The organism is Capnocytophaga sp. G1920 (genome assembly GCF_051417515.1).
The window spans coordinates 129,789-144,279 of the sequence record NZ_JBPRKH010000003.1 but is presented as its reverse complement, the minus strand read 5'-3'; the positions used below and the strand labels follow the sequence as shown (position 1 = coordinate 144,279).

Genomic DNA, 14,491 nt, shown 5'->3' with positions numbered 1-14,491 from the left:
ACACTATGGATGCACAAAAAGTGGATATGTTTATCGTAACTAATGGTAAATTTTTCAGACCTGAAATCGTTCCTCAAATTCGTGAAAAGCTTCTTTCTTTGGACGAATCAAAATGGGTAATGCTACAAACGATACAGTTTAAAGACCCTACTACTTCTCTCCTCATTTCTATTTTTGCAGGACATTTGGGCATTGACCGTTTCTACATAGGCGATGTAGGTATGGGAGTTGGTAAATTGCTTACTTGTGGTGGTTTGGGTATTTGGACGATTGTGGACTGGTTCCTAATTATGGACGCTACAAGAGACAAAAATGCGGAATTATTAGCTTCAGCACTTAGTTACTAATTGACGACTAAAAAGTTCTATACATTCATCACACTCCTATGTCTTGCCTGTTGGGGGTGGCTACTTAGCCACTATGTTTTTCACGGGCAGGACATAGGGGTTACTGTTTGTGCAATAAAGAATGTTACGGGGTACCCCTGTCCGTCGTGTGGTACCACGCGGTCGGTTGAGGCTTTTTTTGAAGGACACTGGGGAGAGGCGTTACTAACCAATCCGCTTGGGGTATTGGCATCGGTATTACTTATCATTACTCCGTTATGGTTACTTTATGATTTATGCAGAAAGAAAACTACTTTGCAGGGAGCTTACATAAAGTTTGAACAATTCTTTAAACACCCTTACGTGTATATTCCCTTTTTTATTCTCATAGTACTGAACTGGATTTGGAATATTTATAAAGGTTTATGATAGAATCTAAACAATTAAACGAACGCATCAGCGATGGTGACAAAGAGCGCGCTGCCAATAGCTATATAATGTCGATAGTGGCTATTATGGCGGGAATGCCTTTGCCTATTATCAATCTACTGGCTACCATATTCTTTCTGGTGGCACATCGCAAAGGTTCTTATTTTGTGCGTTGGCATTGTTATCAAGCCTTCGTTTCACAACTCTTCTTATTTTTTGTAAACACCACTACTTTCTGGTGGACTGTATCAATAGTATTGGGGAGCAATTTAGTAACTAATGCTTATATTGCTTGGCTGATTATTGCCTTTATCTTTAATGTCTATGAAATTATAGGCACGTTTTATTCTGCCATAAAGATACGCAAGGGCGAACATTTATCGTGGTGGTTTTACGGTGATATTGTAGATTTAATAGTGAAAAAATAATGAATAAAGTAATATCAAGAGGCTCTATTTTACTGTGTGTTTTCTTTGGCGGTTGGTTTTTACTGCAACAAGTAAACTGGTTGGGGATTTTTAAGATTAACCCGCTGATAAGGAATGAATATGTGAAGAAAATAGAGGTGAAGCTGGGTGAAATGATGTTTGAGGACTTCACGAGCAGAAACTCGGTGGTAGACGATAGCCTTGCAGTAGCGACTATCGACAGTATGGTGACCAAAATATGTGATGCTAATAACATCGACCGGAAGGAGCTGAAAGTGTACTTATTAGATAGTGAAGAGATAAATGCTTTTGCTTTGCCTAATCACCAGCTGATGATTTATACAGGACTTGTAAAAAAGACCTCAAGCCCAGAAGCCCTTTGTGGGGTGATTGGGCACGAGCTGGCGCATATTGAAAAAGATCACGTAATGCAGTCGCTTGTAAGAGAATTAGGGATAGGCACTTTGTTTGCTATTATTTCGGGGCGGTCAGACCTTTCGATGATTACAGAAGTAGGCAGAATCGTGTCTTCGAGTGCTTTTAACCGAAATATGGAAAAAGAAGCCGACCTTGTGGGACTTACCTATATACAAAATGCGAAGATAGACCCTAAACCTTTTGCTGAGTTTATAGGGGTAATAGATGATAAAAATACTCCACCTTCGGCATTTAAATGGGTAAGCACTCACCCTTTCCCAAAGGATAGGAAAGAGTATTTGCTTCAAAATATCGGTAAACAGCAAACTAACTACAAGCCTGTTATTTCTTCATCTACTTGGGAAACATTTAAGGAAATCATAGAGGAAGAATAATTATGCGACTCTTAGCTATAGACTACGGAACCAAACGCACAGGAATTGCTGTAACCGACCCTTTGCAAATCATCGCTTCGGGGCTTTGCACAGTAGAAACCCCTACCCTACTGGCTTTCCTAAAACAATATACTGCCGAGGAAGCCGTAGAAGCCTTTGTGATTGGGCAACCTAAACGACTCAACAACGAGGATTCCAGCGTAGAGGCTGAGATACAAAAGTTTATCAGTAAGTTACAACAGGAGTTTCCAGAGATACCTATCCACCGTCAAGACGAGCGGTTTACCTCCAAACTTGCTTTCCAAACAATGATTGATAGCGGACTTAAAAAGAAACAACGTCAAAACAAAGCATTGATAGATGAAATAAGCGCTACAATTATCTTACAGGAATTTCTTTCAGGGAGAGCCAATGAGTGGTCAAGTAAAAGATAAAATCACGATAAAAATATTTAACCAATGAAAAAGTTTATTATCACTATTGTATGTATGTTGTGTGCTGCGCCTCTTCTTTTTGCACAAACCCTTTTATCTCCTAATGGGAACCTCAAACTCTCATTTCGGCTTAATGAAAAAGGTACGCCTACTTATGCCTTAACTTTCAAAGGCAAAACAGTCATCAGTGAGAGTGCTCTGGGGTTTGTAATCAACCAAAAGGAGGATTTCAACAGCAATTTTGAAATCACAGATGTTCAATTTGCTGAAGCTAATAGTGTATGGCAACCCGTATTGGGCGAAAACAAAGAGATTCGCGACCATCACAAAGAAATGTTTGTCCGTCTCACTCAGAAAAACAACGGACGACAATTGCACTTGCGCTTTCGCTTGTTCAACGACGGTTTAGGTTTCCGCTATGAGTTCCCCGTGCAAAACAATTTCCGTCACTTTAGAATTCAAGAAGAACTTTCTACTTTTCAACTTTCGGGTAACCACAAAGCCTTCTGGATTCCTGCCGATTATGATACCAACGAGTTCCCTATAACCACTTCTGCCATTTCGGAAATTCCAAAACTTATAGATAAAGTGCGCGAAGAACCTTTGGCTGCCAAAGCACCTACTCCCAATGTAGCCGTACAAACGCCTTTGATGCTCAAATCAAATGATGGATTATACATCAATCTGCACGAGGCGGCTTTGGTGAATTACCCTTCAATGATGCTCAACGTCAGTGCTACCAAACATCAGTTATCAGCTCATTTAGTCCCCGATAAGAATGGGGTAAAAGGCTATATTCAAACGGGTAGCGTAACGCCGTGGCGCACGATAGTAGTAAGCGATGATGCCCGTGATATTTTAGCTTCTAACCTTATCCTCAACCTCAACGAACCCTGTAAAATCGCCGATACCTCTTGGATTCACCCTACTAAATACATAGGTGTTTGGTGGGAGTATTTCATAGGAGGCGGCAGTACGTGGGCTTACTCCGATGACCGCGATATTACCATTGGCGTTACCGATTATACAAAACTAAAACCTAACGGACATCACGGTGCTAATACCGAGCACGTAAAACAATACATCGATTTTGCCGCTCAGCACGGTTTTGATGCCGTTCTTGTGGAAGGTTGGAACGAGGGCTGGGAAGATAATTATGCTTACGACAAAGAGCGCATCTACAGCTTTACCAAAGCCTACCCCGATTTTGATGTACAAGCACTACACCAATACGCCGCTGCCAAAGGAGTAAAACTGATTATGCACCACGAAACTACCTCCTCAGTAGTTGATTACGAACGCCACCTGCACGAGGCTTTCCGCTTTATGAAAGACAACGGTTACGACGCCGTGAAAACAGGTTATGTTGGACATATCATTCCGCGCAGCGAATACCACGACGGACAATGGATGGTAAACCACTACAACTATGTAGCCGAAACCGCTACTAAGTACCGCATAATGGTCAATTCTCACGAGGCGGTGCGACCTACTGGTATGAGCCGTACTTACCCTAACTGGGTAGCCCAAGAGAGTGCACGCGGCACCGAATTTGAATCGTTCAACGGCAATCGCCCCGAACATACTACTATCCTCCCCTTCACCCGCTTAATGGGTGGCGCTATGGACTATACCCCTGGTATTTTTGAAGGCGATTTGAGCCGATATGGCAACAACAAAGCCAAACTCAGCACTACCCTTGTGAAGCAATTAGCGCTCTACGTAACAATGTATAGTCCCTTGCAAATGGCAGCCGACTTACCTGAGAACTACGAAAAACACCTCGATGCTTTCCAATTTATCAAAGATGTAGCAGCCGACTGGGATAATACTTACATTTTAGAAGCCGAACCTGGTGATTACATCACCATTGCCCGAAAAGCCAAAGGTAAAAATGAGTGGTTCGTGGGTGCTATCACCGATGAAAACGCTCGTGAAGCTCTCGTCGATTTTAGTTTTCTACCCAAAGGAAAAACCTATACCGCTACCCTCTACACCGATGGCAAAAATGCTGACTGGCGTACCAACCCCAAAAGTTACTCCATCAAAACAATGAAAGTAACTCACAAAACCAAACTCAAACAACGCCTTGCCCCCAGTGGAGGTTTGGCTATAAGCATTAAGTGATTATGAAACAATTCTTTTTCCTTCTCAACCTTATTCTTTGCATTTCGGCAAATGCCCAAGACCCGTGGGTGCTCAAAGCAGAGAGCATCGACCCCACTAACTATTACGGGGTTACAATAGGCAATGGAATGATAGGAATGCGTTCTTCTGCTGTACCTCTACAAATAGACCAAGTAATCATAGCAGGGCTGTACGATTACAGCAAAAGTAGGGTAGTTTCGGCTATGCCTAATATCAATCCATTACAACTGCGAATAGCTATTGATTACGAGGATATCAACACTCATTCCGTTAGTGATTTTACTCAAGAATTAGAGTTGCGCAATGGGGCATTCACAGGGCACTTCAGCTTTAAAAACAAAGCTAAGGTGTCCTACACTTATTATGCTTTAAGGCACTTGCCTCACACCTTGCTGTTAGACATCAGTATTACCCCTTTGCGCGATATTACGCTTCTGGCAGAGAACATTCTAACCACTCCCGAGGGCTTCCGCAACCCTCAAAACTACTTCAATGAAATCAACCCGCCTCACGCTCATATCCCATTGCTCACTACGGTGGCTCAAACACCAGCAGAGAATGCCAAAGTAGCAGTAAGCAACGCTTTTCTTTTCGATAAAAAATACGGTAACGCTCCTCAAATATTGCACGAAATGAGGGATTATAACAGTCACCTAATGCAATTTACTCATAAGCTAAAAGCAGGCGAAACCTATTCTTTCTCACTAATTGGCAACCTAATAACCTCTCAGCACTCTGCCGACCCTTACAACCAAGCCGAAAGACTCTGTACTTATGCTTTCTTGCAAGGACACGAGGCGCTACTTGCAGGACATAACAAACAGTGGGCAAAACTCTGGGAAAGCAACATTGAGATTGAGGGTGATGATCAAGCTAATCAGGACATCCACAATATGTTATACCACTTATACGCTTCGGTAAGTGAGCTCCATTCCTTTTCTCTTTCTCCTTATGGGTTAAGCCACACAGGGTATATGGGACACATTTTTTGGGATACCGAAATGTGGATGTATCCCCCTTTGCTATTATTGCAACCCGAAATAGCTAAAAACCTCCTCAACTATCGCTATCAAAGGTTAGAACGCGCCAAACACAACGCTGCGTTGCACGGTTATCAAGGTGCTATGTTTCCTTGGGAAAGTGCCGCTTCAGGAGAAGAAGATACCCCTGTGTGGGCACTCACAGGCACTTACGAGCATCACATTACTGCCGATGTAGCCATAGCGGTTTGGAATTACTATTGTGTAACTAAGGATAAAGAGTGGTTGCGCCGCATAGGCTACCCCATTTTAGAAAGTACTGCTACTTTTTGGCAAAGCCGAGTGAGTGAACAAGCTCCCTATCAAATTAAAAACGTAGTATGTGCCGATGAATGGGCTGAAAATGTAGATAACAACGCCTATACCAATGCGGCTGCCAAACTGAATTTGCTCTACACTACTGCTGCTGCTAAAGTATTAGGCATAAAAGCTAACCCACAGTGGAAAACCATAGCCGAACAGCTCGTTTTCAGCACAATGGATAATGGCGTAACTCGTGAACACGATAGCTATACGGGGCAATTCATCAAACAAGCTGATGTAAATCTATTAGCTTATCCGTTAAAAGTAATTACCGACAAAAAGCAAATACGCAAAGATTTAGAGTATTACAAAGACAAAGTGCCTTACAACGATACCCCTGCTATGACACAAGCTATATTCTCTCTCTTATACAGCCGATTGGGCGACCGCGAAAAGGCTTATAAGTATTTCACCGAAGCCTACCACCCTAACCTCTTGCCTCCTTTTAGAGTAATGGCGGAAACCAAAAATGGTAAGACTCCTTATTTCCTCACTGGAGCAGGTGGCGTACTACAAACGGTGATGATGGGATTTGGAGGCTTAGATATATCCGAAGAAAAAGGTGTACAACAACTAAAAACTGTAATGCCCTCTCATTGGAAAAAAATCACTTTAAAAGGCATCGGAATTGACAAAAAAACATATATCATATCAAATGAATAAACCTCAATCACACCCCCCTAAAGCCAAACAAATACCTCATATATTCAACGAATTTGGAAAAGAACGCACCGATAATTACTATTGGCTGCGTGAGCGCGAAAATCCTGATGTTATTGCTTATTTAGAAGCCGAAAACGCCTACTATCAGGCGCAAACAGCACACACCAAACCTTTGCAAGAAACGCTCTTTGCCGAAATGAAAAGCCGCATCAAAGAGAACGATAGTTCTGTGCCTTATTGCTACAACGGTTATTGGTATCAAACTCGTTATGAAGAAGGTAAGGATTACCCTATTTATGTGCGCTACAAAGAAACGCTTGATGCTCCCGAAGAAATTCTTTTCGATTGTAATACAATGGCTAAAGGCAAAGCCTACTTTCACCTCGATAGCTTTGCCATAAGCGACGACAATCAGTGGGCAGTTTTTGGGGTGGATACGGTATCTCGCCGGCAATATACACTGCAAATCAAGAACCTCAGCACAGGTGAAATACTGCCCTATAAAATCAAAAATACAAACGGACAAGCGATTTGGGCAGCCGATAATCGTACCATTTTCTACGTGAAAAACAACATCCAAACCCTGCGCTCTTTCAAAGTATACCGCCATATTTTAGGCACTGACCCCAAAGACGATGTACTGATTTTCCACGAAAAAGACGATATTTTTGATGTGTTCGTCTACCGCGAAAAGTCTCGCAAATACCTTGTGATAGGTAGCGAGAGTACCCTTACATCTGAATATCAAATCTTAAACGCCAATACCCCTCTCGAGGCTTTCAAAGTATTCCAACCCCGCACACGAGGCTTGGAATACGATATAGCTCATTATGAGGAGTATTTTTATATTCTCACCAATAAAGACGGTGCGACCAACTTCAAACTGATGCGTACCCCCGAAAGTGCTACAACTTCCGAGCATTGGGAAGAGGTAATAGCCCATCGTCCCGAAGTACGCCTCAACGATATCGAGATTTTTAAAGATTTCTTAGTAGTCGAAGAAGTGTACAACGGCTTAGAACGTATACAAATACGCTCGTGGGATGGCTCAAAAACGCATTACCTCCCCTTTGATAGCGAAACTTATACCGCCTATACTACCCAAAATATAGATTTCAACACCGAATGGCTCCGCTACAACTACCAATCATTGGCAACTCCTGCTTCTATTATAGAATATAATATGCGCACTGGCGAAGAGCGCCTACTAAAAGAACAAGAAGTATTAGGCGGGAACTTCAACAAAGATAATTATATAGAAGAACGTCTTTGGGCAACTGCCCCCGACGGAGTGAAAGTCCCTATTTCGCTCATCTACCGCAAAGACATAGTGAAAAACTGGCAAAATCCTTTGTTGTTGTATGGTTATGGCTCGTACGGAGTAACCATCAATCCTTATTTTTCTACCACTCGTTTGAGCTTGTTAGACCGCGGTTTTATCTATGCTATTGCACATATCCGCGGGGGAGAATATTTAGGTCGCCAATGGTATGAAGATGGCAAACTCCTCAAAAAGAAAAACACATTTACCGATTTTATCGCTTGTTCTCAGTTTCTCATCGCCGAAGGCTACACCTCTCCCGAACATCTATTTGCCGAAGGTGGCTCGGCTGGAGGTTTGTTAATGGGTGCCGTAGTGAATATGGCACCACAATTGTATAAAGGCATTATCGCCTCTGTACCTTTTGTAGATGTGGTAACCACAATGCTCGACGACAGTATTCCGCTCACTACGGGCGAATACGACGAGTGGGGGAATCCTAATAACGAGAAATATTACAATTATATGCTCTCCTATTCGCCTTACGACCAAGTGCGAGCCCAAGCCTATCCAGCAATGTACGTGAGTACCGGTTTGCACGACTCACAAGTACAGTACTGGGAGCCCGCCAAATGGGTAGCCAAACTGCGAGAACTCAAAACCGACGACCATCCGCTATATTTAGACACCAATATGGAAGCTGGTCACGGCGGTGCCTCAGGACGCTTTGAAGCCTTAAAAGAAACTGCAAAAGAATACGCTTTTTTATTGGAATTATAGGAAAATAGATAAACAGAAAAAGGAATGTTTAGTAAACATTCCTTTTTATAAAGGATACTACTCTATTAAAAGTAGAATAGTATTTTATTTAATTTTTACTACTCTTCGTAGAAATTAATTTCAGAGAATCCCATCCAATAAGAGGAAGCGTTTTCATCATTAACAAAGTTTCCTACTGATAGACGTATAAGAGGAATAGCTTTTTTAAAGGTTATTACAATATCACCACTACCGTTATAAGTTATAGTTCCTTGATATTGCTCACTTCCTTGTGTCATACCAGCATACGCTGATATATTTTTCACTTGGTTCCCTGATATAGGTTTCAATACTACTGATTTTATAAGTCTTACTTTAGGAAAAGTAAAGTAATAATAAGCGCCATCTCTCACATAAGAATAGGTATTTTCATCTCCATCTAATAGAAATCTTGGAGAGTAATATATGTCTCCATAATAAGAAGCGATAATACCTTTTCTATCTATTATTTTACCTGATGGTTGAGTGCCCACTTCTACATTATCATTTGATGAGACTAACTCTTTAATGTCGAAATTCACAAAGAGTTTGTTATTACTCAATTCTTGTTCATTGCCTGAAGCATCTTTTACTACATATTTGAGAGGTAATGCGTATTCTCCCTTATTAGTAAAAGAATCTTCATTTAGATTGAAAGTAAGTTTTTTACTTAACGCATCGAAATTATCTTCGGGGAGAGTTCCTTCAACTCCTGCAGGCGCGAGGATTCTACCACTTAGCACAGCACTATCATCGCGCACTAAGGCTACTTTAAGTCCTGTTGGGAGTTCATAGCTACTCTTTATAGTGAAAGCGACTTCCTTATCACTATTCCCTATATAAACACTACCATTGTAGTAGCCTAAAAGTTTGGAAACAACTTTAGATTCAGCAGTGATTTTTATTTCTTCAGGGAAGACTTTTAGTACAAATACATCTTTCCCTTTAGGAAGTGTAAGACCGCTATCGGTTACTTTTAAGGCGTAAGGCAAAATAACTTTTTTGTTAAAATTAGAGTTATTGCTAATAGTAAGCGTGAAAGTAACAGAAGTTTCACCTTTGCTAAGGGTTTTGGTAGCTTCGCTCAACTGAACAAGGTTAGCATCACCTAATTCAAAACCTGAATAATTAGCTTTTACTTTGTCGTAAGCTGATGCATCGTAAGCAAATGATACTTGAATATCCTTATCATAAGGTTTGTCAAGTAGTCTTACTTCTACTTCTTTGGTATAGTTTCTATTAATAGTTACATTACCAAAAGAGAGCATTGGCAGATCGGCAACAGTGGGTCTGAGATAAATATAGTTAAGACGAGGGTCATACCCTAATTGGGTACGAATATCATTGTCTTCTATTTTTTTATCAATTTCCCAAGTAGTGCTATCGTTTTTTTCGACAGTAATCTCGTCTTTTTTACAAGATACTAATAGTGAAAAACAGAAAGCGACTGTTAAACTATTGAATATTATTTTTTTCATTGTGTTTATTTTTTAGAAGCTATTTCTTTACAGTATAGCCTCATTGTTATTACTAATCTTCTGTATCTAAGATTTCAGATGGGAATTTTACATTCTCTTTCCATTCTATCGTAGGAGTAAAGGTAGCTTCATCAATATCTTTTACATACGAATCACCATCTTGTTCTCCTGTATTATAGGAAGAAGTACCTTTTCTATAGATAGTGGTATTATTGTACTTGCTCATATCTTTAAAGCCGTCTTTTTTGGTGATAGGCAAGTAGGCTACCAAACCTTTACTAGTTGGATCAACAGGCAAGTATAAACCATCTACAATCTCAGCATCGGTAAGAACTCTGTTCCACAATCTAAACTCGCGGAAATAACGATTCGCAGAGTAAGAGGTTTGGGTATTTTCGATATTGATACGCATACCAGGAGATACTTTTAAGCTAGGGCGTTGATAAGTTTTAATAAGTTTACCATTGATATACAATTTAAGGAAAGAGTCTTTATAGGTGAAGGTAATTTGTACCCATTTTCCTACAGCAATATCTTTAGATTCTGCCCAATCGTCGGGGCTATCTCCACCACCGTTTTTCACCTGTATTTTACCAGCATCTATACGGGTATAAGGTAACATTTCGCCTTGGAAAAGTGACATATTTACATTGGTATTATTATAGGAGTGAAATTCTTCAAACAAGAACATTCCTTGTACGGTAAATTCATCATTTCCTTGAATATTGTCGGCTACTTTCACTCCTAAACCATAGCCTTGTTTAATTTTGGCTACTGAAGTTTTGAACGGACGACTAAGGCTTATTACCACATCTTTATTAGAAAGAATAGGCAAAGAAGCAGAGACGATACGCAATGGGATAGCGTATTTTATGCCTAAAGGGAAGGTATCATCATTTAAAGGGCGTACTTTCACTCCCACTTGTACAGCTGTTTGTCCAGCTTTTAGAGTGATATTCAAACTACCATTAGTAGATTTATTGGTAGTATTACCTTCTTCATACAATTCGTACTCAGAGACAGGTAACATTTTGTAATTAGTGGTGTTTTTCTCGTTGTATTCAGGGAAAAAATCGGTAGCAGCAATGGTGATGGTTTCATTGCGCTCTCTGAGGTTAGACATACGGATTTCAAACTTAGTGCTACCTGATTCAGTAGACTTGGCAAAGCTCACATTGACATTGTTGTCGTTCATATACACCGCTGAAAGGTTTCCGAGACTGTTACTATTGTCGTTGTCTAACTTTTCTTGACAAGCGGTGAGCCCTAAGAAAAGGGCTACACTCGCTAACTTTATGATTGTATTTTTCATTGTAATAATTTTTTAAGGGAGAATGATTGTAGGTTCCATTTCTTTATAGCCTGAGTAATCAGGGCGAGGATTAGCAATGCGGATCGCTTCACGAGTCCAAGCGTAGTGCAAATACTTGCGAGTAATATTATTATCTTGGAGATATTTTTTGAAGTGAGGGTCACTTTCATTAGTAACAGCGTAATCACTTTGTCCGTGGTATGCTCCTAAACCCCATATTTCTTTATTTTTTACAGCTTTTCCTTTTCCTATCATTACATTAAATTTACCTGCTTGATAATTAGCTGAGGTAGAGTTGTAGTAAACACCTCCTAAATGTTCAATATGATTTCCTACCCCATTAACATTATAGTCTTGTAAAAAGTGTTTATCAAAATAAGTAGTAAAGTGATTATGGAAAATTGCTGCTACGTGACAGGGCACATCGGCACAGAAATAGTAACGTTTGGTAAGATAGTTAGCTGGCAAATAAGATTTGAAACTATTAATATATTCAGCTTCTTTAGGGTGGAATCCTGAAGTAGAAGCGGTAAATAACGCTTTAAGATTAGCTTCGCGTTCTGCTTGAGTTTTTACAGCATGATCTGCTCCTATAGGACCAAAGTATTTAGCCATTTCTTTTACAAATTTAGCTATATTACTATTCTCATTACCCCAATCTACCATTAATGGAGTTTGTTTTTTCTGTTCTTCTCCTGTAAGATTTTGATTATGGTTCCCACAAGTTTCCCAGTCTACGTCATAACCATCAAAATCCATAGCGATGATATAGCGTGCTAATTCACGAGCATAGATTTCAGGCCATTGGTTATAGCATTCAGCATAAGGATATTTGTTATGAAAGTCTTGACTACCTGACACTCCTTCTTTGGTAGCGGGTAAGCCTAAACCTACACTTGGAGTTTGCCAGCACATTAAGATAGAGCCTCCCTTTTTGTGGAAAACCTCAATATCTTTTTTGTGATTAGCGGTTAGAGTTTCGGGGCGCATATTAGTACCTCCCCAAATAGAAAGCGCTACTATCGAGTCGGGTACAGCTTGTAACCAGCCACGTGCAATGCCTTTTACAGGTTGCCAAGTAGGCCCATCAAACCAAAAATATACCATAGGCACCTGTCCGCCTGCTTCACCTGTATTGAGCCACGCTTTTTGTTTGTACTCGCGGAGCTGAGCCCAATAGGCTTCAAGAGCTTTTTTGTTCTCTTCAGTACGTTCAGCTTCAGCAAGCCATTTGGCAGCGTCTCTTTTGTTCTTTAAGTCCTCTAATGCCGCTCTTTCAAAATCTTCGGCATTCGACTCTGTTTCTGTCCACTTACTACAGCTTGTAAGTCCGATAGTAAGGGCTAATAGTGTGTATACAAATTTTTTCATCGTATTTTACTTTTAAATTTATTTAGTTTTTTTGTCCCACCATACGTTAGTAGCAGCGTTATCAGTACCACCTAAGAGGCTTTGAGCAACTGTAACGTTTTCTCTGTTTTGTTTAAATTCATTTTCAGGGAATGGGAAACGACGCATACCGAAATCTTTACCAGAAGCAGGGATATTTTGCACTCCTACATTGGTTCTGTTTAAAGCGGCTGTAAACATACGAGGGTAGCCCGTACGACGCCATTCACTCCAAGACTCGAAACCATTAGGATAGTTAGCGAGGTATTTTTGAGTGATAATTTGCTCTAAATGGTCTTCAGTACTACCGCTGGTGAGCCATTTTTTATCAATAGTGCTCGCTGCACTGATGTTGTAAACAGAGTTTTTAGGGTCGGCATAGTTAGCGGGTTGAGCGCTGCTATTGTAATAGCTTTGCGCTTGAGCAGCAGTTAAACCATTTTCGGCGAAAGATACTTCAATACCTTTTTTGTACAAATTTTCGGCAGTATCGTTAGTATACCATCCTATCAAAGCAGCTTCGGCGAGTAAGAATTGTACTTCGGAAGCGCGCAACCAATAGGTAGGAGTAGTTTGTACTACAGTAGGTACTGAGAAGTTTTTGTAGACAGCTACATCGGTGGTAGGGTCGATACCAGAGCGTACAGCGTAGAAATCGGAGGTTTGAGTATCGGCAGTTGCTTTGGTAAAGTATTTAGCCATACGAGGGTCGTTATATCCTTTTAGATAAGAATAGATAGTCGCGCCCATTTTAAGCTCTCCATAACCTAACATAGTTACCAAGGAATGGTCGAAAATATATTTACTAGAGGTTACTAACTTACCTGCTTGAGAATCGTCTTCAATAAGTCCACCAGGATTCGTAGTAGCTTTGATTACATATTGTTGAGCGAGCGCTTGGTCGGCAAAGCGTACGCGCATTGCTAAGCGCAACATCAATGAATTGGCTAAGCGTATCCATTTAGCAGTATCACCTTGGTACACAGGGTCGAAGTTTTCTAACACTTTGTTGTTAGCTCCATATTGGTTGAGTATGGTTACTGCATCGTCTAATTCTTTTAAGAAAGATTTGTAAACTTTTTCTTGGCTATCGTATTTAGCTTTGATTTTACCAGGTTCCATATCGCTATAAGGGATAGGACCAAAGAGGTCGGTAGCGCGATGCATAGCCATTATTTTTACGATTTGTGCTAAAGAATAAGCAGCTTGGCTTGTCAAATCTTTAGGGGTATACACCAATTTACCATTTACAGTTTGGACATTGTGCAAGCGGTTTTTAATCTCAAAATAAGGGTTCATCACTTTTGTAATAAGTGTAGAGAAAGTACCATTGGCACGGAAGTCGGACACATAGTAACTGGTTTGGTTATTACCATTATCCCAGTGATTACGCCCTGGAGAGAAGTAACCTACCCAGTTATCAGTACTCATATTTTGTACTACTTGATAGTCGTTAGCAGGGCCAACACCTACTCCTGTAGGGATCGGGCGTTGTACCAGCTCGGTAAAATATCCACCAGAGGCATAGCCACCACGATTGATATCTTCATCGGTAGGTTGTGTTTTATTAGTATTTACATCGGCAAAATCTTTAGTACAAGCGCCGAGTAATATACCTGATAATGCTACAACTGCTATATTTTTATTGAATATTTTCATTGTTTTGTCGT

Annotated in this window: 12 protein-coding genes and 1 pseudogene; 8 read left to right on the top strand and 5 right to left on the bottom strand. The window is 40.5% G+C overall.

The window, feature by feature from the left end; genetic code table 11:
* Positions 1 to 5 precede the first annotated feature (5 nt).
* Entirely contained in the window at positions 6 to 347 is a 342-nt protein-coding gene (locus ACSQ7D_RS03425; protein ID WP_009417595.1) for a TM2 domain-containing protein, read from the top strand.
* Positions 348 to 427: 80 nt separating this feature from the next.
* Here ACSQ7D_RS03425 and ACSQ7D_RS03420 read toward each other — a convergent pair whose 3' ends face one another.
* Complete coding sequence (locus ACSQ7D_RS03420; protein ID WP_009417661.1) at positions 428 to 595, bottom strand: hypothetical protein; 168 nt, start codon at positions 593 to 595, stop codon at positions 428 to 430.
* Between ACSQ7D_RS03420 and ACSQ7D_RS03415 the strand changes: the two are divergent.
* From ACSQ7D_RS03415 to ACSQ7D_RS03385, 7 genes and pseudogenes are all read left to right on the top strand, one after another.
* Positions 516 to 755, top strand: a pseudogene (locus ACSQ7D_RS03415) (DUF2752 domain-containing protein); the annotation flags it as partial. The gene ACSQ7D_RS03420 and the pseudogene ACSQ7D_RS03415 overlap by 80 nt on opposite strands.
* Entirely contained in the window at positions 752 to 1,183 is a 432-nt protein-coding gene (locus tag ACSQ7D_RS03410) for a hypothetical protein (protein WP_009422620.1), read from the top strand. The pseudogene ACSQ7D_RS03415 and the gene ACSQ7D_RS03410, both read left to right, overlap by 4 nt.
* Entirely contained in the window at positions 1,183 to 1,995 is an 813-nt protein-coding gene (locus ACSQ7D_RS03405; protein WP_437135386.1) for a M48 family metallopeptidase, read from the top strand. Before ACSQ7D_RS03410 ends, ACSQ7D_RS03405 begins: the two co-directional genes overlap by 1 nt.
* 2 nt (positions 1,996 to 1,997) lie before the next feature.
* Positions 1,998 to 2,429 (top strand): Holliday junction resolvase RuvX, encoded by a 432-nt coding sequence (gene ruvX / locus ACSQ7D_RS03400; RefSeq protein WP_009422551.1) that lies wholly within the window; start codon positions 1,998 to 2,000, stop codon positions 2,427 to 2,429.
* A 24-nt stretch (positions 2,430 to 2,453) separates the two neighbouring features.
* Entirely contained in the window at positions 2,454 to 4,556 is a 2,103-nt protein-coding gene (locus ACSQ7D_RS03395) for a glycoside hydrolase family 97 protein (RefSeq protein WP_437135385.1), read from the top strand.
* 2 nt (positions 4,557 to 4,558) lie between these two features.
* Entirely contained in the window at positions 4,559 to 6,583 is a 2,025-nt protein-coding gene (locus ACSQ7D_RS03390) for a glycoside hydrolase family 65 protein (RefSeq protein ID WP_437135384.1), read from the top strand.
* On the top strand, positions 6,576 to 8,624 hold the full coding sequence (locus ACSQ7D_RS03385) for a S9 family peptidase (protein ID WP_437135383.1): 2,049 nt from the start codon (positions 6,576 to 6,578) through the stop codon (positions 8,622 to 8,624). Before ACSQ7D_RS03390 ends, ACSQ7D_RS03385 begins: the two co-directional genes overlap by 8 nt.
* A 98-nt stretch (positions 8,625 to 8,722) precedes the next feature.
* Here the strand turns inward: ACSQ7D_RS03385 and ACSQ7D_RS03380 are convergent, their stop codons facing one another.
* From ACSQ7D_RS03380 to ACSQ7D_RS03365, 4 genes are read right to left on the bottom strand one after another with little or no spacing between them, the layout of a single operon-like run.
* Complete coding sequence (locus tag ACSQ7D_RS03380; protein WP_437135382.1) at positions 8,723 to 10,120, bottom strand: DUF1735 domain-containing protein; 1,398 nt, start codon at positions 10,118 to 10,120, stop codon at positions 8,723 to 8,725.
* A 52-nt stretch (positions 10,121 to 10,172) separates the two neighbouring features.
* Positions 10,173 to 11,432: a DUF1735 and LamG domain-containing protein gene (locus ACSQ7D_RS03375; protein WP_437135381.1), complete on the bottom strand. Its 1,260-nt coding sequence runs from the start codon at positions 11,430 to 11,432 to the stop codon at positions 10,173 to 10,175.
* 12 nt (positions 11,433 to 11,444) lie between these two features.
* Positions 11,445 to 12,803, bottom strand: a complete 1,359-nt coding sequence (locus ACSQ7D_RS03370) for a hypothetical protein (RefSeq protein WP_437135380.1) — start codon at positions 12,801 to 12,803, stop codon at positions 11,445 to 11,447.
* Positions 12,804 to 12,821: 18 nt separating this feature from the next.
* Positions 12,822 to 14,480, bottom strand: coding sequence for a SusD/RagB family nutrient-binding outer membrane lipoprotein (locus ACSQ7D_RS03365; RefSeq protein WP_437135379.1), 1,659 nt, complete (start codon positions 14,478 to 14,480; stop codon positions 12,822 to 12,824).
* Between the last annotated feature and the right edge of the window lie 11 nt (positions 14,481 to 14,491).